At 47.8% G+C, this 25,154-nt stretch carries 26 protein-coding genes; 11 read left to right on the top strand and 15 right to left on the bottom strand.

Annotation, left to right across the window (positions count from 1 at the left end):
* Positions 1-5: 5 nt before the first annotated feature.
* The 3 genes from VM802_RS32255 to VM802_RS32245 form a co-directional block, all read right to left on the bottom strand.
* Entirely contained in the window at positions 6-887 is an 882-nt protein-coding gene (locus VM802_RS32255; protein WP_325538713.1) for an alpha/beta fold hydrolase, read from the bottom strand.
* 51 nt (positions 888-938) lie between these two features.
* Positions 939-1,523 (bottom strand): TetR/AcrR family transcriptional regulator, encoded by a 585-nt coding sequence (locus VM802_RS32250; protein ID WP_325538711.1) that lies wholly within the window; start codon positions 1,521-1,523, stop codon positions 939-941.
* A 79-nt stretch (positions 1,524-1,602) separates the two neighbouring features.
* Positions 1,603-2,076, bottom strand: coding sequence for an Lrp/AsnC ligand binding domain-containing protein (locus VM802_RS32245; RefSeq protein WP_325538709.1), 474 nt, complete (start codon positions 2,074-2,076; stop codon positions 1,603-1,605).
* A gap of 150 nt (positions 2,077-2,226) precedes the next feature.
* On the opposite strand from VM802_RS32245, the gene VM802_RS32240 reads away from it, so the two are divergent.
* Positions 2,227-3,093: a class I SAM-dependent methyltransferase gene (locus VM802_RS32240; protein WP_325538707.1), complete on the top strand. Its 867-nt coding sequence runs from the start codon at positions 2,227-2,229 to the stop codon at positions 3,091-3,093.
* Between the two features lie 37 nt (positions 3,094-3,130).
* Here the strand turns inward: VM802_RS32240 and VM802_RS32235 are convergent, their stop codons facing one another.
* Positions 3,131-3,565, bottom strand: coding sequence for a nuclear transport factor 2 family protein (locus VM802_RS32235; RefSeq protein WP_325538705.1), 435 nt, complete (start codon positions 3,563-3,565; stop codon positions 3,131-3,133).
* An 89-nt stretch (positions 3,566-3,654) separates the two neighbouring features.
* Between VM802_RS32235 and VM802_RS32230 the strand changes: the two genes are divergently transcribed.
* The gene (locus VM802_RS32230; RefSeq protein ID WP_325538703.1) at positions 3,655-3,879 is read left to right on the top strand and encodes a DUF3820 family protein; all 225 of its coding nucleotides are present in this window, start codon (positions 3,655-3,657) and stop codon (positions 3,877-3,879) included.
* Positions 3,880-3,968: 89 nt separating this feature from the next.
* Here the strand turns inward: VM802_RS32230 and VM802_RS32225 are convergent, their stop codons facing one another.
* On the bottom strand, positions 3,969-4,442 hold the full coding sequence (locus VM802_RS32225) for a bactofilin family protein (protein WP_325538701.1): 474 nt from the start codon (positions 4,440-4,442) through the stop codon (positions 3,969-3,971).
* Between the two features lie 9 nt (positions 4,443-4,451).
* Positions 4,452-5,519 carry a ParM/StbA family protein gene (locus VM802_RS32220; protein ID WP_325538699.1) on the bottom strand — a complete coding sequence of 356 codons (1,068 nt, stop codon included), beginning with the start codon at positions 5,517-5,519 and terminating at the stop codon, positions 4,452-4,454.
* Between the two features lie 253 nt (positions 5,520-5,772).
* On the opposite strand from VM802_RS32220, the gene VM802_RS32215 reads away from it, so the two are divergent.
* Together VM802_RS32215 and VM802_RS32210 are read left to right on the top strand one after the other, a co-directional pair.
* Positions 5,773-6,126, top strand: coding sequence for a hypothetical protein (locus VM802_RS32215; RefSeq protein ID WP_325538697.1), 354 nt, complete (start codon positions 5,773-5,775; stop codon positions 6,124-6,126).
* Positions 6,127-6,185: 59 nt separating this feature from the next.
* Positions 6,186-8,045 carry a M1 family metallopeptidase gene (locus VM802_RS32210; RefSeq protein ID WP_325538695.1) on the top strand — a complete coding sequence of 620 codons (1,860 nt, stop codon included), beginning with the start codon at positions 6,186-6,188 and terminating at the stop codon, positions 8,043-8,045.
* Positions 8,046-8,181: 136 nt separating this feature from the next.
* Here VM802_RS32210 and VM802_RS32205 read toward each other — a convergent pair whose 3' ends face one another.
* Genes VM802_RS32205 through VM802_RS32190 form a run of 4 tightly spaced genes read right to left on the bottom strand, consistent with a single transcriptional unit; the run spans position 8,182 to position 13,461 of the window.
* Positions 8,182-9,204: a DUF4249 domain-containing protein gene (locus VM802_RS32205; RefSeq protein WP_325538693.1), complete on the bottom strand. Its 1,023-nt coding sequence runs from the start codon at positions 9,202-9,204 to the stop codon at positions 8,182-8,184.
* A 2-nt stretch (positions 9,205-9,206) separates the two neighbouring features.
* On the bottom strand, positions 9,207-11,909 hold the full coding sequence (locus tag VM802_RS32200; protein ID WP_325538691.1) for a TonB-dependent receptor: 2,703 nt from the start codon (positions 11,907-11,909) through the stop codon (positions 9,207-9,209).
* Positions 11,842-12,843, bottom strand: a complete 1,002-nt coding sequence (locus VM802_RS32195) for a FecR family protein (RefSeq protein WP_325538689.1) — start codon at positions 12,841-12,843, stop codon at positions 11,842-11,844. Before VM802_RS32195 ends, VM802_RS32200 begins: the two co-directional genes overlap by 68 nt.
* 54 nt (positions 12,844-12,897) lie before the next feature.
* On the bottom strand, positions 12,898-13,461 hold the full coding sequence (locus tag VM802_RS32190; RefSeq protein WP_325538687.1) for an RNA polymerase sigma-70 factor: 564 nt from the start codon (positions 13,459-13,461) through the stop codon (positions 12,898-12,900).
* 470 nt (positions 13,462-13,931) lie between these two features.
* Here VM802_RS32190 and VM802_RS32185 point away from each other — a divergent pair, with 470 nt between their 5' ends.
* The 7 genes from VM802_RS32185 (at position 13,932) to VM802_RS32155 (ending at position 23,311) form a co-directional block, all read left to right on the top strand.
* Positions 13,932-15,410 (top strand): hypothetical protein, encoded by a 1,479-nt coding sequence (locus VM802_RS32185; RefSeq protein ID WP_325538685.1) that lies wholly within the window; start codon positions 13,932-13,934, stop codon positions 15,408-15,410.
* Positions 15,411-15,505: 95 nt separating this feature from the next.
* Positions 15,506-16,864 (top strand): acyl-CoA dehydrogenase family protein, encoded by a 1,359-nt coding sequence (locus VM802_RS32180; protein ID WP_325538683.1) that lies wholly within the window; start codon positions 15,506-15,508, stop codon positions 16,862-16,864.
* A gap of 80 nt (positions 16,865-16,944) precedes the next feature.
* The gene (locus VM802_RS32175) at positions 16,945-17,703 is read left to right on the top strand and encodes an SGNH/GDSL hydrolase family protein (protein ID WP_325538681.1); all 759 of its coding nucleotides are present in this window, start codon (positions 16,945-16,947) and stop codon (positions 17,701-17,703) included.
* 96 nt (positions 17,704-17,799) lie between these two features.
* The gene (locus VM802_RS32170; RefSeq protein WP_325538679.1) at positions 17,800-18,645 is read left to right on the top strand and encodes an alpha/beta hydrolase; all 846 of its coding nucleotides are present in this window, start codon (positions 17,800-17,802) and stop codon (positions 18,643-18,645) included.
* Between the two features lie 54 nt (positions 18,646-18,699).
* Complete coding sequence (locus tag VM802_RS32165; RefSeq protein ID WP_325538678.1) at positions 18,700-20,766, top strand: copper-translocating P-type ATPase; 2,067 nt, start codon at positions 18,700-18,702, stop codon at positions 20,764-20,766.
* Between the two features lie 67 nt (positions 20,767-20,833).
* Positions 20,834-21,940 (top strand): SPFH domain-containing protein, encoded by a 1,107-nt coding sequence (locus VM802_RS32160; RefSeq protein WP_325538677.1) that lies wholly within the window; start codon positions 20,834-20,836, stop codon positions 21,938-21,940.
* A gap of 246 nt (positions 21,941-22,186) precedes the next feature.
* Positions 22,187-23,311: a DUF2614 family zinc ribbon-containing protein gene (locus tag VM802_RS32155; protein WP_325538675.1), complete on the top strand. Its 1,125-nt coding sequence runs from the start codon at positions 22,187-22,189 to the stop codon at positions 23,309-23,311.
* Positions 23,312-23,370: 59 nt separating this feature from the next.
* On the opposite strand, the gene VM802_RS32150 is transcribed toward VM802_RS32155, so the two are convergent.
* The 5 genes from VM802_RS32150 to VM802_RS32130 all read right to left on the bottom strand — a co-directional run.
* Positions 23,371-23,781, bottom strand: coding sequence for a DUF6691 family protein (locus VM802_RS32150; protein WP_325538673.1), 411 nt, complete (start codon positions 23,779-23,781; stop codon positions 23,371-23,373).
* A 1-nt stretch (position 23,782) separates the two neighbouring features.
* Positions 23,783-24,358, bottom strand: coding sequence for a YeeE/YedE family protein (locus VM802_RS32145; RefSeq protein WP_325538671.1), 576 nt, complete (start codon positions 24,356-24,358; stop codon positions 23,783-23,785).
* A gap of 29 nt (positions 24,359-24,387) precedes the next feature.
* The gene (locus tag VM802_RS32140; RefSeq protein WP_325538669.1) at positions 24,388-24,660 is read right to left on the bottom strand and encodes a GNAT family N-acetyltransferase; all 273 of its coding nucleotides are present in this window, start codon (positions 24,658-24,660) and stop codon (positions 24,388-24,390) included.
* Between the two features lie 31 nt (positions 24,661-24,691).
* Positions 24,692-24,943 carry a (4Fe-4S)-binding protein gene (locus VM802_RS32135; RefSeq protein ID WP_325538667.1) on the bottom strand — a complete coding sequence of 84 codons (252 nt, stop codon included), beginning with the start codon at positions 24,941-24,943 and terminating at the stop codon, positions 24,692-24,694.
* Position 24,944: 1 nt separating this feature from the next.
* The coding region (locus VM802_RS32130; RefSeq protein ID WP_325538665.1) for an OsmC family protein at positions 24,945-25,154 on the bottom strand (210 nt) is incomplete at its 5' end.

The raw sequence follows: 25,154 nt of genomic DNA, 5'->3' as shown, positions 1-25,154 counted from the left end.
GAAAACTAAAACTTCTTTTTCAAAAATTTCTTAATCAGCACGGCTACTTCTTCCGCATGTTCCTCAAGAATAAAATGACCGCTGTTAAAAAGATGTAGCTCCGCATCCGGAAGGTCTTTCAGATATGCCCTGGCACCTGAACCGGGGAAGATGGTATCATGCTCACCCCAGGTAATCAGGGTGGGAGGCTGATGTTCGCGCAGATACTGCTGCCATACCGGGTACAGCGGGAAGTTTGTTTCGTAGTTGGCAAAAAGTACGCGCTGTATAGGTTTGTCCGTGAGAATGGCGTCAAGTGTCCAGGTATCAGGGGAGATGCGCTCCGGGTTTATTGCTGCATACAGATAATCGCGTCGCATGTGGGTTATGGTCAGTTTCTCGTCTATGGCGGCTGCCAGCGCTTCCTTGTCTCCAGATGCAATGAGGTCTCCTATTTCCTGCACATCGGGACCCAGTCCTTCCGTATATGTGTTGGCGTTCTGTATGAGCAGGGAGGCTATCAGTTCAGGCCGGCGCACAGCAATGCGGAATCCAACCGGGCCACCATAATCCTGCATGTACAAATGGAATTGCTGTAATCCGAGATGATCAATGAAATGCTCCATGATCTCAGAGAGATGATCGAAAGTATAGGCAAATGTTTCCGGCACGGGTCTGCTGCTGTAGCCTGCTCCCGGGTAATCCGGTGCGATAACACGGTAATGAGTAGCCAGCAACGGAATGAGGTTCCGGTACATATGGGAGGAAGAAGGAAACCCGTGTAACAAGAGGATTACCGGCGCTTCCGGATCCCCGGCTTCACGGTAAAAAATATCAAGGCCCTCTATCCGGGCAGTGCGGAAGTGTACCTGAACCTGTGTGCTGTTGATGGCAGTAATGTTATTCATAAAGTCTGGATTTTAATTTGTACTATTTGGTACAATAACATGTAAAAAAAATTATTGCAGTATTTTAAGATTAAGCTCAATCAGCCCGGTCAGTCCCGCAGCATTGGGATACATGCGCCGTGTGATGCCCAGGCCGCTCCACAGATTCACCAGGTGCCGTGCCAGCAGGGGAGCGGGTGTATCATTGGAAAGATCGCCTTTTTGTTGTGCTTCACGGATTACTTCCTGGAAAAGCGCTTCCAGCTGTTGCAGTGATTTCACTGCTTTGTGTTCCAGTGCATGATCGATGCTGGATAGTTCTGCGATGGTGTTGCCCATGAAGCAGCCTTTCATGTGTACAGGTTTTGACTCCTTTGCGATATTGCGGAAGAACTGCCGGATCACATCAACTGGTTTGTTGCTTTGAGCCAGTTGTGTACGTAAAGATTGCAGGCCACGCTGATTAAACTGGTCGATGGCTTTCCCGAAGATCTCTCTTTTGCCACCTGGAAATGCATTGTAGAAGCTGCCCTTGCCGATACCCATTGCCAGTTGCAGATCATCGGTAGAAGTGGCCTCGTAGCCTTTCTCCCAGAATACGGAAGTCGCCTTGCTGATTACATCCTGTTCATCGAATATGCGGGATCGTCCACTCATGTTATATTTGTACTATTTAGTACAAAATTAGATGAATAAAAATATTATCCAAATTTTCTTCGGACAATATTTAAACTTTTTAAACGATTTCGCTAACGTTAACCGGGCGGGAGAAACTTTCTTCCAGAGAGATAATGGTTTCGGTGCGCTCAATGCCTTTGATGTGCTGCAGGTCGTCCTGGAGAATCTTGCGCAGCTCTGCGCTGTCACGGCAAATGATCTCAGCAAACATACTATAGGCGCCTGTTGTGTAGTTTAGTCGCACGATTTGCGGAATCTTCAGCAGTTGCCTGGCCACATTTTCATAGAGCGAGCTTTTCTCAAGGTATATCCCGATAAATGCCAGCACATCGTAGCCGATGGCGCGCAGGTTCACCTGTAGTCTGGTGCCTTTGATAACGCCCATTTCATGCAGCTTCTTGATTCGTACGTGGATGGTTCCGCCGGAAACGAATAACTTCTTACCCAGCTCGGCATAGGAAATACTGGCATCCATTGACATCTCTGAAATAATCTGTAGATCTAATTTGTCAATATTTAACGAGTGGCTCATTTATGCAGGGAAATTTAGATTATTTTTTAAAAATAGACTATTTTTTGAAATAATCGCAAAGGTAGTAAAAATGATATAAAATTGAGCAGCGGAAGCTGCGAACAAAAGCCTAATTTCAGGGTACTATCTTCACCAGCACTTCACTTAATTATGAAAGCAACCCAAACCAGCAGGACAGCGCAATATATGGCGTTGTTCCGCGCCCTGGAGACCAGACGCCCGCCGAAAGGCCGGCTGTTTAGTGATCCGTATGCTCACATCTTTCTCGATAATGGCCTGAAAACAGCCGTATGGCTGTCGAAGATCCCGGGCATCCGCAAGGTGGAAGAAAGTATTATCAGGAGTAAGATTCCTGGTGCGTTATCATCTGGTATTGCCCGTACCAAGTACATAGATGATCTCCTGGAAACTACGGTAGGTAACGGCATACAGCAGGTCATCATACTTGGGGCCGGTTTTGACACGCGAGCCCTGCGGTTGTCTTTTCTGGCGAGTGTACCGGTGATTGAAATTGATCATCCTAATACTTCACGTTTTAAATTATTGAAGCTGCGTCGCAGTCAGCCAGCTGCTAATATCAGCTATCACCAGATAGACTTCAATTACCAAAGCCTGGATGAGCTGGGAGAACAGCAGCATTTCGATTATACACTGCCTACAACGGTGATATGGGAAGGGGTTACCAACTACCTCACTGCTGAGGCCATTGACAAGACCTTCAGCTTTTTACAGCTTTTTGCCAGTGGATCTTATGTTATCTTCACTTACATAAACCGGCAGATACTTACAGATCCTTCTTCTTATTTCGGTGGAGAGAAGCTGTTGGAGGATGTTTCGGGGCTGGAAGAAAAATGGACCTTCGGCTTCTGGCCTGATGAATTGCCGGATTATCTGCAGCGATACCGCTTCACATTGCTGGAAGACATGGGAGCTGACGATTACCGCCGCAAGTATATGCCTGAACGCAATGAGCCGGGATATGAGTTTTACAGAGTGGCTTTCGCTGAGAAAAAATAGCAACGTTAACGTTTATTCGTAAATAGGCGCCGCATGATCACTGCTGGTCGTAGTAGGTATTATCTCTCGCAATCTTGCCATCTTCGATGGTGAACACGCTGCAAATCGGCAGCTGCCATTTCTTTCCGTCAGCGCTGGTACCGCTGGATATAAACTCTACCGTGATATGGTTTTTCTCTCCGTAGATACTCACTACGCTGTCGCGCACATCGGGAAACATTTTCTGTAGTGCTGTATATTTTTCTATAGTCTGCTGACGCGTTTGTGTAACGGGTACTAGTCCGAAGGAGGGATCCAGGAAGATGGCGGTGTCTTTATAGCAGTCTGCCATTTTAGTCCAGTTATGATCATTGAAGGCATCATACAGTTCTCTCACGACCATTGTATTAGGGTTGGCCAGGCTTATCTTGCCGCCAGGTTGTACGCAGGCGCCGCAAACGGCCAGGAGCAGCAGGAATGAATAGTTTCTCATAACGACGGATATATTTTGGTGTAGCAAAATACGAAGATGAGAAGAAAAAGATTTAAGTTTATTTTCGCCGTTAAAATAAAAGTATTCTTATGGAGATGATGGGGCCTGATCCACAATTGTTGAAACAGCTGGTAGAAATGAAAATGCCATTTGGTAAGTACAAGGATGTGCTGCTGTGTGATCTTCCGGTGAGTTACCTGGAATGGTTTCAGCGGAATGGTTTCCCCAAGGGTAAGCTGGGGATGCTGCTGGAAACGATGCTGGTAATCCGGATGAACGGCCTGACGCATTTGCTTACGCCGCTGAAAAAATGATGCCTAGTATATGCTGACAATATTAAAGCAGGAAGCCGCCCGGTAGTTATACTGGGCGGCTTCCTGCTTTATAAAGCGTTTGATATTTCTCAGAACCAGCTGCTGGTTTGCTCTTCCTCAGGCGGAGGTGCGGGTGCAGCTGTTGTAGCGGTAGCAACGGCGGGTGTTGCGTCTGCTCCCTGGATAGGAGTTGGCTCTGCCGGCGCCTGTTGTACATTTTTACGGATCGCGCCTTCCACAACAGCGCCTTCTTCCAGTTCCAGCACAATAGCGTTCACATCTCCTTTTACATAGGCCTTGTTGCTGATATGCGCTTTATTGCTGATGTAAACATCGCCATACACCTTCCCGTACACGACCAGATCTGCAGCGTAGATATGGCCGCGTACACTGGCGGTTTCGCTGACTACGAGTTTACCGGTTGTTTTCACATCTCCTCTAACGTTGCCGTCTATACGGCCTGAAATGGTAGCATCAATGCTGCCGCTTACGGAAACATCTTTAGGGATACGGAAGGCGCCCGGCGCAATCAGATTTCGGAAAAACTGTTTGACATTGACCACACAAACAAATTATAGGGTTACTGGATTGGTTGTTACTGACGGTTGATGTTCATTTTCGAATGTAGAGATGATAGAGCTGGAGTTGCCAAGGTCCAGTCCTACGCACCTTTGCGGCTTGGTGTCCGATATCCGGAGAGAATTATAAAGGTAACCGATACTGATGAGTTTTTCGGGGTCAGGCGCCACTTCAACAGGGACAAAATCGCGGAACTCTTCCACGAATGCATCTGTCAGTTCGCGGTAATGAGCGCCGCCGCCCATCAGGTATATTTTTTCACAGGTTTCGAAGTCGAGGTCGGTGAAGTAAGTTCTCATCAGCGGAGATACTACTTCTTTATAGTATTGTGTCAACACGCTTTTGCGCATCTCACGGAGGTCTATCCGTTTGCGGTTGGTGAAGATGGAGCCTTTCATGAATGCGTCATCTACCTGATGCTCATTTTTCATTTCGAGGTAATGTTTCTGATTCAGCTCACGGGTAAGGTTATTGATGGCATAACGGATACCATGAGAGCTGAAGCAGGTACGGTGTACCAGTCCGTCGCCAGTGGCCATGCCGCCTTCGATGGTGCCGAAACCAAAGCTCACGGCGATGAAGTTATCCAATTGAGGGGCATTGATCGTTTTCTTCAGACCAATGATCCCGCCTACGATTTCGGGGATCACTTCATACTTCTCAATATCAAACATTCCTTTTTTGAAAGAACCTTTGTTGTTAAAGGTTTGTGTATCGTAATCGATCAGAAAATGCCTTTTGCTCAGAAACTGCTCTGCAGCTGTTTTGTAAATATTGTAAGTGGAAAAAGGGAAACCCATCGTAATGGCAATAGGTTGCTGTACTTTATCCATGGTATTGAGCATGGCCGCTTTGAACAGGATTTCATAGTCCTCTTCATTGGGAGATGCGTTGGTGATTCTGCTGGGATTGATGCCACCTCTTTTGGCAAGGTTACCTACCAGGTACCAGGAATCATCTTTCTTAATTTTTAAACCGTTGAGCAGATCTTTACTGGAATTTTCCGTGTTCCCGAATGCCGTTTCAAAAACGCTGGGGAAGCTGATAGTAGATACTTTCATAGTGTTGTGTTGATAATAACTTATGTCCAGTGCGGGTCAGCGGAAAGGACGGATACACAATAGCAATTAAATATATAAATAATTAGTAAATAAGGGAGTGACAATCAATGAATTTATAATAAAATTAATACAGCCGGTTGTAATTTCAAAATACAGTCATTGGCTCCGGGGGAAAAACGAAATAAAAATTCCATTCTGCCGTTTTAAACAAGTCTGCTTGTCCCGCACCTGCTCACATATTCATCCTTCAGGCATGAAATATATCGGACTGGCAGGTCTGTTCCTGTTACTCGCCTGCCACACATCCCAGAGAATATACACTGCTCCGGCAATGGGTGCAGAGTCTCAGTTTGACCGGGGCCTCCGCCCAGAGAAACACCCCAAGTACCTTTTTGATAAAAAGACGATGAGAGACATGCAGCGGCAGGGTACGGCCTCCGGCTACAGTGGCAAGCGCCGCAGTAATGCCCCTACCGCGCCGGTATCAAATAAATCAGGCGCAGCTGCGGCCGACAGCTCCTCCATACGGCCAGACAGCATCCGGCACAATATTCCCGACAGTTTACATACGCCACCCCTACCAGACTCTGCACGGATGCCACGGTAATTTCCTACATTTGAAAACATGAAGTACTATAACAGTACCAGGTTGTATTATACAGACATATGAAGAAACAGGGCATTCTGCTTATCCTGTTGCTCGCCGGATGGCAACTGGTAAAAGCACAACAAGAACTGTATATGCCGCTGAATATCAAACAGGCATACACGAAAAATACAAGAAGTAAAAGCGGCGCACCGGGTTCCCGATACTGGCAGAACAAAGCAACCTATGATATCCAGGTGTCATTTGATCCCGCTACCAACAAAATATCCGGCACAGAGCAGATCATCTATACCAATAATAGTCCCGATACGTTGACAGAGCTGAACTTTAAACTGTTCCCCAACCTCTACCAGAACGGTGTTGTACGTGGTATGACCATTGCTCCTGACGACCTGGGCAAGGGGATGAGTCTCACTGAAATGACCGTCAATGGCACGATAACCACTTTGCCGCCACAGGTCAGCAGTACGAATATGCCGGTGGGCATACCGGAGCTGCATCCCGGAAAGCAGGTACAGATCAACCTGAAATTCTCCTACACCCTCAATGCCGGTTCGCACATCCGGACCGGAGCGGTTGACAGCGGAGCGTATTTCATCGCTTACTTCTTCCCGCGGGTTGCAGTGTACGATGACGTTAACGGGTGGGACCGTGTGCCTTATACCGGTGTGCAGGAGTTTTACAACGACTTTTCTGATTTTCGTGTAGCCATCGCTGTACCGGGCAATTACCAGGTATGGGCCACCGGCGATCTGAAGAACGGCGCCGATGTATATCGTGAGAAGTATCTGCACCGTATTACAGAAGCTGAAGAAAGCGACCATATTGTTACGGTTATTGACAGTTCCGATGTTAAAGAGGGCAATATTTCACCGGGAAATCCGCAAAATACCTGGCGCTTTGCTGCCAGCAATGTGCCAGACTTTGCTTTTGCCTGCAGCGACCACTACATGTGGCGAGCTACCAGCGTGGAATCGGACCGGGCCACCCAAAGACGGACCCGTGTGGATGCCGTGTTTAACAGCGCCCATGCCGACTATTTTGATGTGGTGCATTATGCCAAAACCACAGTTGATAAAATGAGCCATCATTTCCCGAAATGGCCTTTCCCTTACAGCCATATGACTGTATTCGACGGGCTTGATCAGATGGAATATCCTATGATGGCCAATGATAATCCTATTCCGAACAAAGCCGCTACTATCGAGCTGTCGGTTCATGAGATCTCTCATTCCATGTTCCCCTTCTACATGGGTACCAACGAAACCTTGTACGCCTGGATGGATGAAGGCTGGGCAACTATAGGGGAGTGGATCATCTCGCCATTGATAGACAGTACTATTGTAGACGACTATGGCATGTTCCCTTATAATTACTATGCCGGTAAGCAACAGGACCTGCCCATCATGACGCCTTCCAATCAGCTGACTGATTGCTATATGATCAACTCATATCCCAAGCCGGCGCTGGGTTACTTATATGTAAAGGATATGCTGGGCGACAGTCTGTTCTTCAAGGCGCTGCATTACTACATTGCACAATGGAACGGTAAGCACCCGCAGCCTTATGACTTCTTCAACTGCATGAACAGTGGTTCCGGAAAGAATCTGAACTGGTTCTGGAAAAGGTGGTTCTTCGACGAGGGGTATCCGGACCTTGGTATACAATCCGTTAAGCAGACCGGCAATCAATGTAAGATTGATGTTATTTCCAAGGGCAATAAGCCTGTACCCGTAGATGTTACGGTATACTTTGCTGACAGCACCAAACTGTCTATTCACAGGAGTATTGCCTGTTGGGAAAAAGGAAATAAAACGGTTTCACTCACTTTCACATCTCCCAAAAAGATTAAATCAGTGACCCTGGGAAGCACGTGGGTCGCTGACATAGATAAAAAGGATAATAATGTGGTGTTGTAAAATTATCTGAACTGTGATTGGCGGTGACTGGAGTCACTGCTCTGGTGTGTGAGGAATAAAAAGAATGAAATAATAATAAAGCCCCCGATCCATACTACCTGGATCGGGGGCTTTATTTTATCCTGTGTGCGTCTTATTACAGCGGATCAAAATATAAATTGTATACCTTCTGATTACATCCACCTACTATGCCGAGACCTCCTGATACATTATTGCGCAGCTGAATAGCCTGTACGAGGCTATTGAGGCCAGGATTACGTTTAACCTTTTCGTAGGTAAGCAGGAAGTCGTAGTAGTCCTTTGATACGGATTTAACGTAAACGACTACCCGTCCTGCAGGAACTCCATTTTCAATAGTGGCTGTCAACGCATTGGCGCTGATGTAAAAATTGGTAGTGATTGGTTTGTTGGTCTGTGCAAAGAAGATACTGCTATAGTTCTCATTAAGTCCGCCTATCTGATTATTGTCGGCGTTTTCGTCCTGTGTATTGCAGGGGATGCGGTAGTAACTATTCAGGAAGGTGGTGTCTTTGCCGGTGGTTACACCCGGATTGTCTTTTATCTGGTCATACAGGTCTCTGTTATCTTTCAGGGCGTAGCGTGTCCCCTGGTAGTGGAAGAAGGTATCCAGGCGGACGTCCTGTTTCAGTGCTTCCATAACAAGGTATTGTCTGAGCCCTGGTTGTGGCTGGATATTGTACTGGAAGCGCAAGACAGGCCGTCCATTGAGATTGGTTCTCACGGTATCTATCAGGGTTACCTTGAAATCGGTTGGGATCCAGGCTCCTGCAACTGCCTCTTTCAATTCAGGTGTGGACGCCTGTATCCTGTAATTCTGCAGGGCAGTCAGTTTTCTCGTCCCTCTGTAAACGCTCATGTTGTTGTTGGGATCGTTCACATAGGTAAGGGTTTCCAATACCTTACCGTCTTTATCGGTCAGTTGCACTTCGGCATTGGTGACAGCTTCAAATTTATTATCGATACCTGGGCCTACAGGTTTACTTTTGCCGATGCGTACTTCGGCAACGCTGTCGGCAACCAGTTCGCTGTATAGCACTGTTCTTGGTTTCACGTTGGATGGAGGCACCGGTAGCTCCTGTTCGCAGCCCGTAAGCAGAACGACACATATAACCGGTATGATTGTCAACAGATACTTCATCGTTATAATTTGATTGTGTAACTGAGATATGGTAAAGTTTTGAATAAGCTATACTGGTATAACCGCAATGAATACACATCTGCGTAATTAAGGAAGGAAAACTGGTCGTAACTCACAATGAACGGATTATTGCGCGCGTATATATTATAGACACCGGCAGAGATGACGTGCTTTATACGTTGGTGACCCATCGTAACGGAAGTGCCGAGATCCAGGTGGTGCACGGCGCGCAGCCGGTAGTTGTTGAGTTTTGCGATATATGGCAGATAGTTAGCGTCACGGTTATTGAAAGGAGAGTAGAATTCATCCAGGAAGCCATTGATATTGCGGCCCCAGTCGAAGTCCGGGAAGATCTGCGTAGGCAGTGAAAATGGTGCGCCGCTGGCATATTTCCAGGAAGCGGATATTGTCCACCGGGGGCGTAGCCTGTACTTCAGCGCCAATGACAGATTATGCCTTCGGTCTTCCTTGTAGGGGAACTGAAGGCCGCTGTTCAGGCGGTCAAACTGTCGCCAGGCCCAGGAAAGCGTATAGGATAAAATGCCTGTCAGCCTTCCTTTGTTTTTTTCCAGGAGTAGTTCACTGCCATAGTTATAGCCTTTGCCGGCAATTACTTTTTTCTCCCAGAGATCTGAGTTATCAAAGATGTTCAATACGGTGTTGGTGGTAACAATATCATTCAGTTGTTTATAATAGAGATTGACGTTGAAACGCCAGTGATCTTCCCATTGTTTTTGGTAGGAGAGACTGTAGGAAAATGACTGGGCCGGTTTGATGTTATTGGTACTGGGCACCCAGAGATCCGTGGGGAGGTTGATAATAGGGGTGGTAAGCTGGTGAATAAATTGTGTCATCTGTGCAAATGACGCCTGTACATATTGGCCGTGTTTCATGTTCCAGCGGGCCATGAGCCTGGGTTGAAGGCTGCTGTAAAGCGATGTGCTTTGTGCCAGCATGCCGAAATGGAGGCCTGGTCTCAATGTAAAGCGGCCATTATTCAGACTCAGTTCATCTTCTGCATAGGCAGTGATTTCGGACATGTAGTATTTGGGTGCTTCCCGATGGGTGGCTTCACCGGCATTTACGTTATTGCGGTAGGCGGTAGGCCTGAAATTGTGATAGGTATATCCGCCACCGAAGGACAGGCGCTGGTTGTTACTGATATTATATTCCGTTTCGTTGTGAATGGCGAGGTCCCTGATGGTAGACACTCCTACACCATGTACCAGAATTGAATCGTCGGGTGATTGGGTAATCATAGACCTCTGCGAAAACAGGTTGTAGAAACGGCTGTAGGTAAGGGTGGTATTGGTGAATATCCGTGGATTGATCACCCTTGTCCATTTCAGGGCGGCGGTGATATTGCTCCATGCAAATGCATATTCCTCGTTAAGGGAAAGATGCAGGGAATTGTCGCTTGGGATTGATATTTTGTCCTGACCTTTATAGAAGCTGAAATAGAGCCGGTTTTTGCTATTGAGTATCTGTGTCAGCTTGATATTGAAATCATACAGGTAATACTTACCGTATTGATTCCGGAAGGTACTGCCATAGAAGTCTACCAGGGAGCGGCGCAACGACATTGATAATGCACTCTTATCGCGTACCAGCGGGCCTTCCAGCTCCGCACTTGCAGATACCGGGCTGACGGTGAGTTTCCCGTGCCATTCTTTCATATTACCATCCTTGGTACGTATATCCACTACAGATGAAAGTCTGCCTCCATAACGTGCCGGGAAAGCGTCTTTATAAATGGATACATCTTTTACCGCATCCCCGTTGAAAATAGAGAACAGTCCGAAGAGGTGTCCGGTATGATACAATGGCACACCATCCAGCAGATAGAGGTTCTGGTCTGCAGCGCCGCCGCGTATCAGCAGGTTACTGCTGCTTTCGAGTGAGCTGCTGGTGCCGGGATAGAGCTGCAATGACTTCAGCACATCCTTTTCACCCAGCAGGGCCGGGAAGTTGGACAGATAACCGGCGGGCATATTAAGGTAACCTGCCTGGAGTGTAACAGAATCCTTTTCACTGCTTACCACTACTGTCTGTAACTGGTTGTGGATGGTCATGTGTATATCCAGCTGGCCATCGTCGGGGGGAGGCAACTTCTGTGCGACCGTTTCATATCCCACATGTGAGAAGACAATGCCGATACATGTATCTGGCACCTGCAGGCTGTAGAAGCCGTAGGCATTGCTCACGGTACCTCTGCCAGTCACCGGGTCGTATATGGAGGCGCCGATAATCAGCTCGTTGCTGACAGCCTCCCTTACGAAACCGCTGACTGTGTAGTATTGTGTCTGGGAGTTTTCGCGCAGCAGGAATATCTTGCCGTTTAGTGCAGCGGCCTGTATACCGGTACCTTGCAGTACGGTAGTGAGTACTGAACCGGTGGTATGTTCCGTACCATTGAGCTGTACTTTTTTATTGAGGTGAAGGAAGCTGGAGCTGTAGGATATGCTGATACCTGTTGCCCGCTGTATATCCTGGATAAAGAACAGGATTGTGCCTTGCCGGGACGGAGGGTCATAACGCTGCTGGAGCAGTCCGGGTACCTGAAGTTGCGCGCGCACAGAACCTCCCGGCCATAGCAGCAGGAAAAGGAGAGATGGTAGCAGAAAATATTTCAGGTGTCTACTGACTGATGACGATTGTATCGCCTTCCTGTTTGTAGTTAAAGCCGAGCAATAGTTGTAATTCATGCAAAACCTCGTCACAGGACTGATCGTGGAACGTGATCGTAGCTTTCCGCTGCGCGGCAGTTCCAGTGTAGGCATCATCGATCCTGATAACTTTCCCGTAAAAGTCGGCTAATTGTGGCAATATTTCAACAAGAGATTGATCATTAAATTGCAAAATCCCTGTTTTCCAGGACATAAAGTTTACATCATCGTTACTATTGGTAATTACCTGGCCGTTGCCCCATACGCCTTTCTGGCCACTGGCAAGGATTACAGCGTTAGGGTCATCATGAGTGCCGAGTTTTACTTTTCCTGAAGTAACAATTACTGTTGTGGAAGAATCGCCTGTTTCAACGGTAAAGGAGGTACCCAGTACTTCTACAACAGACTGGTTAGGTGTTTTCACAACAAAGGGGTGGGAAGGATCGTCCGCTACTTCAAAGAAGGCCACACCTTCCAGTTCCACTATACGGTCGCCGTTACTGAAGTCTTCCGAATATTTGATTCTGGAGCCCTGCCGGAGGGTCACTGTTGTTTTATCGGCCAGTTTCAGGCTTTTAATCTTGCCATCATTGGCTGCCACTTCCTGGATTTTTGCGGTGGAGGGACGGCTGGCCAGCCACCATGCAGCTGCTGAAAGAAGGATCAGGACTGCAGCTGCTGCGGCATATTTAAAGCCAAGGCGCCGTACTTTGGTCCGGATGGGAGCCTGGTCCTGCACCCCGGGGTGTACCACACTGCTTACTTTCTGCCATGCGGCAGTCGTGTTATATTGTTTCTGTGACTGATAGGCGCCCGGTGCATCTTGCCAGATCTGCTTAAGACTGGTATAGGTAGCCTGATTTTCGGGCGATGCGTTCAGCCATTCCTGCAGTTCGGCTGCTTCGGCATCTGAGCTGCTCCCGGAGAGCTGCTTAGCGATCAGTTCATAAATGTAGGTATCATTGTGGTCCATATACAGTTACAGTGTGTGCTCCGATAATACAACGCCGGGATATAGTCTTCCCCTCTATACCCCCGTTAACATTTTTAACAAAAATAATAATAATGTTGGCAGACCATATTTAGACAGGTACTTCCGCAAGAGTTTAAGTGCCCGGCCCATATAATTTTCAACAGTTTTTGCAGATAAGCCCAGTTTGGCAGCAGTTTGTTGATGCGTCATTCCCTGAAGACGGCAGCAGGTAAATACTTCCCGGCATTGCGGCGGCAGATTGGCGATAGCCTCGTAGATCAGCTGGTCATAGTAAGGCTTGGCCTGTTGGCGCTCCAGCTCATCAGGTTCCTCGCTGGCTTCGGTCATCCACTCAAAACCTTTATTGCCTGCATCTTCCGCGTTTCTTTTCCGCAGTTCGGAAATAGAGTTGTTACGTACTGCACGGAAAAGATAAGACTTGATATTAGGAATACCGATCAGCTCCCGGTGTTTCTGCCAGAGTTTAATAAATGTCTCCTGCACCACATCTTCTGCGGCGGCATCGTCATGCAGGTAACTGTTAGCGTAATTACATAATTCATTATATAAAGCGTGAAACAGCTCATTATATGCCTGATAAGAAGGTGATGTTGTCATTAAACCTTCATAGAATTTGATGATGAATTGAACCCTGCTAAAATAGAGAATTTTTTATTCATACTGATAGAGGGATAAGTTGTATTTCAGCGTTATAAGCCTATAACCACTACGCCTATATGCTGTGCTGCAATATTCAGTTTTTTTAGTTTGTGTTTTTTTTAGTTACCGCGGTTGCATAGCTGTATATGCAACCGCTTTTTATTGCCTCTATTTATCCCCTGGTTATATCCGCATCAAGTCCACCTACGACCCTGTGATCCAATACTGACGGGAGGTATGGCATAGTCAAATTCTACGGCATTACGTCTTTCTCTATATAATCTGAGGGGAGCAATCCACGTTACGAAGACCTTTACCATGGAGATGTGATAAGGGTAGTTATCGGGAAAGATTGTGCAGATGATCTTCCTGGTATTTATATTATTTAAAATAATCATATTTTTGCCCGGTAAATTTGTCCCTGCCTCATGAACAGAATATGGAATATTGTTCCAGTTGCCGCCGCACTATATCTGCTGACTGCCTGCGGTAACACTAATGTACAAACGAGAAATACCACTGATACCCTGAATGCCACTTCCGGTAAACAATTCAGCGATTGGATCGCTACTCTTAAAGTACTGGAGAAACCCCTGGAGCTTTATGGCATGCCGGATATTACCGGCAAGACCGGTCCGTTCGACAGCCATCCGTACAAATCAGTAACCGCGGGGGTACTGTCTGCCGGCAAACATTACTATGCGGTGCTTTTCCAATGTACCACCCAGCATAGCGCAACAGAAGTAGTAACCTTTTTAGTTACCTATACACCTGACGGTAGACAGATTGCCACCCGGGAAGTAGGAATGGAAAAGGATATCAGCGAAAGTGGTTCCCATACTTATGTACGCAAGTGGCCTGTCATGGAAAATGATTCCATTGCGGAGATCCGCGAAGCATGGGATGTGATAGAAGGAGAGGATGAAGGGGATATGGAGACCAAAGCGCGGATTAAATTCATCAGGATTGCGTGGAATGGTGAGATTGTTTCTATCCCGCAGGAAACGGAGACATTTGAAGCATTTGCCGCACGCTTCCCATCCATGAAACTTCCCTTGACCATCAGCAAGCCTGATAATGCGTTGTTGAAGCGGATTTCCATGTTCACGCCTTACTTTAATTTTGAAGAGTACATTTATTATGACAGCATCAAGGTTTACCATTATGGCAAAGTGGCGAGCACCGCTAAACAGACGATATTGCTGTATGCTACTGATGAACTGGGCCAGGAGGAACTGGAACAATTGCCGTCTGTACTGGCTGTAGCATATGATGCAGGTGGCAAAGAAACGGACCGACTGCTGTTGCAGGGAGGTACGGCTACGGAAGGGTATTCCAGAGGCGCCGATGGCGCAGTGATTGATATGGATGGTACTATCCATGTGAAGAAGACAGAAACGGATGCCGGCCTTGACGGTCTGATACCAGTGCCGGGAGAAACCGTTCAGCAGCAGGTATGCCGCCTCAATGCCATTGGCAGATTTATGCAGGAAACCAAAAGCATTGCGTATACCTTTAGTTCACTGGATGCTGCGTCTCTGAAAGGTGAGTTTGATGAACGCAGAAAATATCCGGAACAGGTGAGTTGGAAGGACAGCATCTGCCAGCTGGTATTTTCCATTCCCTGGGAGCGGAGTATATATGTAGCGCTGCATGCCTACGATGTGGCCGGGGAGCAGCTGGTAGAACTGTTTACTGCTACCCAGGACGGGAAGCCGCTGGACCATTATATTGTTTACAGTACCCTGAAGAAAACACCACCCGCCAAGGCGATTACTATAGCCGGACTGGAGCCTGTTGCAGAAACGCCGCAGGCTGAGAATGCCTTGCTTTTCAATGGCGTTGTTACCATAACATTCGATCATAAGACGATGCACATCTCGAAAGAGGGTAAGTTTACAGAATAGCGGGCATGTTCAGGTTTCAGCTTTAGCGGATTATTTTCGATATTTTTATATTACAGAGCTGAAACCTAATCCTCAAAGCTAAAACCTGTAGAACCATGTCTGGAACTTTCGCTACACTCAGGAATGCCTATCATCTGCTGAAGAGCATTGACTTCAGGATGTTATCGAAATTATCTGAAAAGATAGATCTCCCTAAAGTGATGGAATCTGTAGCCCGTATGGATGATAACCAGTTGAACGGTTTGATGAAGATGCTGGGTAACCGGGGGGCGAAGAAGAAGCTGCCACCGGTGGAAGGAGATTTCTACGACCTGGGCAGCAGGCTCAGTACGGAAGACAGGGCACTGCAACTGAAAGTGCGCGCTTTTATGGAGAGGGAGATTCAGCCTATTGTGAATGAATACTGGCTGAAAGCTGAGTTCCCTTTTGAGATTATACCCAAGCTTCGCGAGCTGAATATCTGCGGCGTCACGTACGATGGTTACGGATGTCCTAACCGCTCCTACCTGATGGAGGGCATCATTGCTATGGAGATGGCCAGGGTGGATGCGTCCATCGCTACCTTCTTTGGTGTGCAGAGCGGACTGGCGATGGGCTCCATTTATATGCTGGGTAGTCAGGCCCAGAAAGATACCTGGCTGCCTGGTATGCAGCAGCTCAATATCATTGGCGCCTTTGGGCTGACGGAGCCGGAAGTAGGTTCCGGTGCGGCTGGTGGTCTAACCACCACGGCTAAACGGGATGGCGACACCTGGATATTGAATGGTCAGAAGAAATGGATTGGGAACGCCACCTTTGCAGATATAACGGTGATTTGGGCCAGGGATGTGGATGATAACCAGGTGAAGGGGTTTCTGGTGCGGAAAGGAACGAGGGGTTTCAGCGCAGAGAAGATCCATGATAAGATGGCGTTGCGCATTGTGCAGAATGGCATCATCACGATGAAGGATTGTCGCGTGGAAGAGACCGACAGGCTGCAGCATGCAAACAGTTTTAAAGATACCAGCCGCGTACTGCGCATGACCCGCGCTGCTGTAGCATGGGAGGCAGTAGGTTGTGCCAGAGGCGCTTATGAAAATGCATTGGCGTATACGCGTACCCGTGAACAGTTTGGAAAACCGATTGCTTCGTTCCAGCTGATACAGGGGCACCTGGTGGAAATGCTGTCTAACCTTACCGCTATGCAGACGATGGTATTCCGGCTCTCAGAGCTGCAGGACCAGGGTGCGTTGAAAGATGAGCATGCTTCACTGGCCAAGGTGTTCTGTACTATGCGTACCCGCGATGTGGTAAGCCGGGCCAGGGAAGTGATGGGCGGCAATGGCATCCTGCTGGAATACAATGTGGCCCGCTTTGTAGCTGACTCAGAAGCTATTTACTCCTACGAAGGCACGAAGGAGATCAACTCTTTGATAGTTGGCCGCGCTATCACCGGCTTCAGCGCATTTGTATAAAAAAAGAAAATCTTTTTATAGATTTAAGCTCTTGTGGCACGATCCGCAATCGTTTTCAATCAAAAATTCCTCTAGTCGTTATGAACTACTCAAACCGTCGTAATTTTCTAAGAAATGTATCTATGGGCAGCCTGGCCGCCATCAGTATTCCCGGTATTGTGTCCGCTGCTATCACAGCAGACCAAAAGGCAAAAAAAGTAACCTTAAAGAAGGAAGGGGTGGTATTGTTCCAAGGCGATTCCATTACGGATGCCGGCCGCAAGCGGGATATTACCAGTCCTAATGAGAGTGGCGGACTTGGCGGCGGTTATGCACTCATGGCTGCTTCCGGGCTCCTGTTGCAACATGCAGACAAGAACCTGAAGATCTATAACAGAGGTATCAGCGGTAACAAGGTATTTCAGTTGTCGGACCGTTGGGATGCCGATTGCCTGGCACTGAAGCCGGATGTGCTTAGTATTCTGATTGGTGTAAACGATTTCTGGCACACGCTTTCCGGTAATTATAAAGGGACATCCAAAGTATACCGTGACGATTTTGATAAGCTGTTGGACCGCACAAAGCAACAGCTGCCTGATGTGCAGCTGATCATCGGCGAGCCGTTTGCGGTGAATCATATCAAGGCGGTGGATGATAAATGGTATCCTACCTTTAATGAATACCGTGCTGCCGCCCGGGATATGGCCGATAAATACAAAGCTGTATTCATACCATACCAGGCAATATTCGATAAGGCGCAGCAATCAGCACCCGGTGTATACTGGACTGGGGATGGTGTGCATCCTAGTGTGGCCGGCGCTCAGCTGATGGCAGAAGCGTGGAGGCAGACTATTAAATGATCTACACTTAAACATTCAGTGGTTAGGGTATAGCTTTTAACCGATAATGCTGACGGTTGAAAGCTATCATCTAACCGCTTCTAATTCTTTCCCGTTATGAAACAGGTTTTTATTTATTTACTGATGACAGGATTTTATATGATGGCTGGAGCACAATCAAAGGAGGTGATTCATTTATGGCCTGGAGTTGTACCTGGGGAAGCCTCTGCAAAACAGGCTGCGAGGGTTACGCCGGATAAGAGCAACAATGTAACGCGTCTCACGGATGTGACAGATCCCATCCTGGAAGTGTTCCCGGCGCCGGCTAAAAATAATACGGGCGTTGGCGTTATTATCTGTCCGGGAGGCGGTTACCATATACTGGCTGTCGATCTGGAAGGGTACGAAATTGCGGCATGGCTGAATAAGCTGGGCTATACGGCATTTGTGCTGCAATACCGGGTTCCGGACAAACAGGCAGGTGCTCTGCAAGATGCGCAGCGTGCCATGCGGATCGCACGGAGCCGTGCAGCCACCTGGGGTATTACTACTGGCAAAATAGGAATGCTTGGTTTTTCAGCAGGTGGAAGCCTTACCGCCAGAGCTTCTACACTATATAACGTAAATGTCTATACGCCAATAGACAAGGCAGACTCTTTATCTGCTCGCCCTGACTTCTCGGTACTTGTTTATCCTGCTTACCTTGACAAAGGGGAAGGTCGCACGCTCACACCAGAGCTGAAGCCAGATGCCCATACGCCACCCATGTTCCTGTTTGCTACAGCTGATGATGTATATGGTAACAGTGCCCTTGTGATGGCAGGCGCGCTGCGGGATGCTAACGCGCCGGCAGAGTTACACTATTATGCAAAAGGAGGACATGGTTATGGTCTGCGCCCCGGCAATCCCGCTGCTGACGTATGGCCGGGACTGGCGGCGATCTGGCTCAAGCAACAACACTGATAGTGTTTTTCAACAATTCGCGCGCATAGTTGTATTACATAAAAGTGAAGCCGCATGGAAGAACATCAGTACATGCATATGCATATAGAGCATGATCATCATGATCGTCCACCTATGCATGATCGTCAGTCACGCGATCATTCGCCGCATTCTCCGGCTCAGCATGAACACGCCCCACACAGGCATGCAGGACATGATCATCTCTCGATGATCAACGACTTCCGCAAAAGGTTTTATGTAGTACTGGTGCTCACGGCGCCGGTACTGCTGCTTTCTGAAATGATACAACACTGGATAGGGTTGCACCTGACGTTTCCCGGCGATAAGTATATCCTGGCTGCGTTATCTTCTGTAATATTCTTCTATGGCGGATGGCCTTTTCTTTTCGGATGGTGGGAGGAAATGAAAACACGTAACCCTGGTATGATGACGCTTATTGGTTTTGCGATTACGGTGGCATTTGCCTATAGCGTGGCGACGCTCTTCGGATTGCAGGGGATGGATTTCTTTTGGGAGCTGGCTACCCTGATTCTGATCATGCTGCTCGGTCACTGGATAGAAATGAAGTCTGTTGCCGGGGCTTCACGCGAACTGGAGTTGCTGGTGCAGCTCATGCCGGCAGAAGCGCACCTGGTAACTGCTGAAGGCATCAAGGAAGTCAGAACCGATTCTCTGAAGGTGGGGGATGTAGTGTTGATCAAACCGGGGGAGCAGGTAGCGGCGGATGGTATTGTGGGGGAAGGCAGTGGTTTTCTCAATGAATCTATGCTCACCGGAGAATCAAAACCTGTAGAGAAAAGTAAGGGTGACCGGCTGATTGCCGGCTCACTGAATGGCAACAGTGCACTGAAGATAACTGTAACACATGATGCGGCATCTTCTTATCTGTCGCAGGTGATAAAGCTCGTGAACGACGCACAGCAGGCCAAGTCCGGCACACAGCTGTTGGCAGACAAAGCTGCGCGCTGGCTCACTGTTATAGCTATTGCAGCCGGGCTGGCTACTTTCATTTTCTGGAAAGTGGATGGCAAATCACTGTCATTTGCGATGGAGAGAATGGTAACCGTCATTGTGATTTGTTGTCCGCATGCGCTCGGGCTGGCGGTGCCGCTGGTGGTGGCGAGATCTACTACTGTGGCGGCCAGGCATGGGCTGCTGATCAAGAACAGAACGGCCTTTGAAAATGCGCGCAGGATCACTACACTGGTGTTTGATAAAACGGGAACGCTTACCGTAGGTAAATTTCAGGTCATAAAAATGGAAGCGCTCAGCAACAAATGGATGGACACAGACATCCTTGCTATGGCTGCTGCGGTGGAGCAACAATCGGAACACCCGATTGCTACCGGTATTATGGAAAAAGCTCAAGCCATGCAGTTGCGGATTCCCGCTGCGGACCATATGCAGGCGATGGCTGGCAAAGGTATACAAGCCACTGTGAATGGAAAGACGGTGATGGTGATAAGTCAGGCGTATGCACAGGAGCATTTTAGTATTACACCGGTGCAACAAGACGCTACAGGCACGTTGTCGTATGTAGTGATCGATAGTGAGCCGGCGGGGTACGTGGTACTGGCGGATGAGATACGGCCTGAATCAGCCGGTGCAATACAGGCACTGAAGAATGATCATATAAGCACTGTATTGCTCACAGGCGATAATGAAAAAATTGCTTCGGCGGTAGCGCAACAGCTGCAGCTGGATAAGTATATTGCCGGCGTATTGCCGCATCAGAAGCTGGAAGAAATTAAAAAGTTACAGCAGCAGGGGGCATACGTGGCGATGACCGGGGATGGTATTAATGACGCGCCCGCGCTGGCGCAGGCGGATATTGGCATTGCGATCGGTTCCGGTTCTGATATAGCTGCGGAAACAGCAGGTATCGTGCTGGTAAACAGTAATCCTGAAGATATTGTGAGTCTCATAAAATTTGGTAAGGCCACTTACCGTAAAATGATACAGAACCTGGCATGGGCAACCGGCTATAATGTAATTACTATGCCACTTGCCGCCGGGGTGTTATATCACTGGGGCATATTGTTAAGTCCTGCTGCCGGTGCGGTGCTGATGACCCTTAGTACGATCATAGTCGCTATCAACGCAAGATTGCTGAAATTATAACAAATCATTATTATCATTTCCAGTAAATATTTCTATAAATTTGGCGGTGACGTTTAAAACCAGTTTTATGGGAATATTTGATAAACTCCGTAATGAATTTATTGACATCATCGAGTGGACCGACCCCTCCGCCGATACTATTGTGTGGAAGTTTCCCCGCTACCAGAATGAAATAAAAATGAATGCGAAGCTCACTGTGCGTGAATCACAGGTAGCGGTGTTCATGAATGAAGGTAAGATTGCGGATGTGTTTCAGCCGGGCATGTATACGCTTACGACGCAAAACATGCCGATCCTGAGCACATTGCAGGGATGGAAATATGGTTTTAACAGCCCGTTCAAGGCGGATGTGTTTTTTGTTAGCATGCGTCAGTTCACCAATCAGAAGTGGGGTACCAAAAATCCGGTGATGCTGCGCGATGCAGAGTTTGGCCCACTGCGTCTGCGCGCCTTTGGCAGCTACGCCTTCCGTGTGAAGGATGCCGGCGTATTTCTGAAAGAGGTTGCGGCTACCAATCCTGAGTACACTGTTGATGGTATCAATGAGCAGCTGCGTAACCTGGCGGTATCACGCGGTATGGATGCTATTGCGGAAGCTAAGATCCCTGTGCTGGATCTTGCTGCCAAGTACGATGAGGTTTCTTTGCTGATTACTGAAAAGATAAGACCGGAATTCAATGAGCTGGGACTTGATCTCACCAAATTCCTGATAGAAAATATTTCGTTGCCGCCTGAAGTGGAAGCTGCGCTGGATAAACGCAGCAGCATGGGCATCGTTGGTAACCTGGGTGCTTATGCACAGTTTCAGGCTGCCAATGCAATGGAGAAAGCCGCTGAAAATCCTTCCGGCGGAGGCCTCGCCGCCGCCGGCCTGGGGGCAGGTATGGGTGCTGCCATGATGGGACAGGTTGGTAATGTATTCCAGCAGAATCAGGTGAATAATGCCGGTGGTACTACACCTCCGCCATTGCCGCCTATTGCACAGTTTTATGTAGCCGTTGATGGCAAACAAACAGGCCCTTACGATTTTGATCAGCTCCGGCAACTGGCTGCAACAGGCAGCCTGCAATCACAATCACTAGTATGGAAAACAGGGATGGCTGCATGGGCCGCTGCTTCTTCCGTTCCGGAACTGGCGCCTGTACTGGCTACTGTACCGCCGCCTTTACCATAACTGTGATTAATTTGATTTTGTGATTGTTCTGATGAGCGGAGTATAAAATGAAGATTGAAATGTTGATATAAACGTTTGGTAAATTCAGTTTATATCAACATTTCAATTTTCGTTTTAATCGCCAACTTTATTTCACTCTTCCTATGCCATCTTCGTTCATCGCGTCATTACAAAAATCAAAAAAGCGTATAGCTTACTTCTATCTATCTACATCAGAAAAATCAAGAAAATAAAAATAATCACAGTATGTCTTTTGAGGAAAAAACGAGTGAGACGGTCTCCTCCCTGAAATGTCAGAATTGTGGTGCTGTGTTACACTATGCCCCTGGTACCAACAAACTTCGTTGCGAATATTGCGGAACTGAGAATATAATTCAAGAACCTGCGGCAGCGCAGGAGATCCGTTCATTTGACTATAGCGAGTTTATGGCGGATCTGGAAAAGCATGAGGAGTCTACAACAGAGGCTGTAGTGGTAAAATGTACCAGCTGCGGCGCTTCCACTACTATGTTGCCAAATGTTACTTCTGATGCCTGTCCTTTTTGTGCGTCACCGCTGGTGATAGATCATCAGCAATCCATGCGTATACTGGAGCCGCATTATGTGCTGCCCTTTGTGGTAAAGGATAAGGAGGCCTTGCAGTATTTCCGTAACTGGATGGGCAAGCTCTGGTTTGCGCCTTCTGACCTGGTGAAGAAAGTGAAGGATGGATCTTCACAGCAACTGAAAGGCGTTTACATCCCGCACTGGAGCTACGATACTGATACAAGGACTTCGTATGTAGGGCAACGTGGAGAATGGTATTATGTAACTGAAACCTATACCGAAGAAGTGAACGGCCGTACCGAAACGCGTACACGGCAGGTACGTCATACAGCATGGTATCCTGCTTCAGGGCATGTTGCCAATGAGTTTCGCGATGTGCTGGTATCTGCAAGTCCGTCGCTGCCACGCAAGATGGCAGAAATACTGGAGCCATGGCATCTCGATCAGCTGAAGGGGTATGATGGCCGTTATCTCAGCGGCTTCCGTGCAGAGTTGTACCAGACCGATGCTGCGCAGGCCCTCACCATCGCAAAGAAAAGAATGGACCCCGCTATCCGCGATGAAATATATGGTGATATTGGCGGCGATGAACAACAGATCGATCATTACGATGTAGATTATAACAACCTCGCATTGAAGTATCTGTTGCTACCTGTATGGATCAGCGCTTATCGCTATGAGGGCAAGATCTATCATTTTGTGGTGAATGCCACCACTGGCGAAGTTACCGGAGACAGGCCCTACAGCTGGCTGAAGATCGCCGGGCTTGTGATCGTTATTATTATCGTTGTGATTGTATTATACTTGCTTTTTGCCAGGAAATAATCTACCATAATGATCTATGATCAAAATGAAAAAGCTCCGGTAAATATTCCGGAGCTTTTTTAATGCGGTAGTTTATCCTTTAGCACGCCATACATCCAGGTACCTGCAATGGCGAATAACAGTGTAACAGCCACAACTGCAAACCCTATGTTGATCTGTGCAAACAACGGCCCGGGGCATGCGCCCGTAATGGCCCACCCGATACCGAATATGAGTCCGCCTATGATCTGCCCTTTGTCAAACGTTTTAGGCGCAATGCTGATAGGCTCGCCTGCAATGGTTTTTATGTTGAAGCGTTTGATGATCTGAACGGAGATAATTCCCGTGATAACGGCTGTGCCGATCACGCCATACATATGGAAGGAAGTAAGCTGGAACATTTCCTGTATCCGGAACCAGCTGATCACCTGCGATTTTACGAGGATGATACCGAAGAATATTCCGGCTATGAGGTACTTGATATTTTTCATATTACTGCAACCATTTGAACAATTGAGGAATGATGAGATTGGCGCTGAAGAAGCCTCCTGTCATAAAACAGGTGGTGGCTACCAGTGAGGGCCATTGCAGGTTAGAGAGCCCCATGATAGAATGACCTGATGTACAGCCGCCAGCATAGCGGGTTCCGAAGCCTACCAGGAATCCGCCGGCGGCAACAAATACCAGGCCCTTCCAGGTGAAAAGGTTGCCCCAGCTGAAGATCTCCGGTGGCAGCAATGCACTATAATCATGTATACCATAGTCCGACAAGCGTTGCTGTGTAGCGGCCGCCACTTCCACTTTGCCGGGGTCATGCAGCAGGGTAGCGGCGATAAAGCCGCCGATAATGATGCCTGCCACAAAAAAGAGGTTCCATGATTCTTTTTTCCAGTCGTACCGGAAGAAGGAAATATTGGCCGGTATGCAGGCCGCACAGATATGGCGCAACGACGATGATATGCCGAATGTCTTGTTGCCGAGTATCAGCAGCAGCGGCACTGTAAGGCCAATTAATACGCCGGCAACAGCCCAATGCCAGGGCTGTTGCAGTAATTTAAGCAGTTGCATAAAAAATGGTTTATACCCGGATAATGTAACTACAACAGGTCATTATATTCCGGGTGTCTTTTCATATATGCGTTTACGTAAGGACACAGCGGTTTCACTTTCAGGTGGTTGACACGGGCATATTCCAGTACGTATTTCGCGAGTTGGCTGGCTATTCCTTTACCTTCCAGCTCCGGTGGCACTTCGGTATGCACGTAGGCGATGCCGCCGGGAAAGAGCGAATAAACAATAAATGCAGTATGTCCGTCTATAGTTGTTTCAAATTGGTGTTTGGTGGTATTCTGTTGAATGTTAAGCTCCATAAAATCTGTTCCCTTGTTTTTATAAATGAGTTTATGCGGAAGTTTGGTCTTCATCTGCCGGCGCTTCACTATTGAGGTAGAAGCTGAGGGCGCCGGACGGGCATTGTTTTACCTGGTTGATGATACGCTCAGTGGTACTGCCTTCTGGAGTAATCCACGGAGATGCCTTGGGATTGAAGACATCTGGCAGGCCATGGAAGCATATCTCAGAATGCTGACAAATCGCTGGCCGCCATACAATGGTGACCTCTCCGTTTGAGTACTTTTTGATGATGTCTTTCATATTAATCCTCCTGGGTATTAATAATTACCGGGTTGGTAAGCAGCTTATGGATAGGGCAGGCATGTGCTATTTCCAAGAGCCTTTTACGCTGTGCTTCGTCCAGGTCGCCGGTGAGATGCACGGAGCATTCAATGACGGTTGTCTGTGGCGTCGGTTTGGCGGCGCTGTTGAAGCGCAGTTCTATCTCTACTTTTTCCAGCGGCCACTTTTT

It is taken from the genome of Chitinophaga sp. (genome assembly GCF_035538455.1).
Lineage (GTDB): Bacteria > Bacteroidota > Bacteroidia > Chitinophagales > Chitinophagaceae > Chitinophaga.
This window is presented reverse-complemented; position numbering and strand designations above follow the sequence as displayed.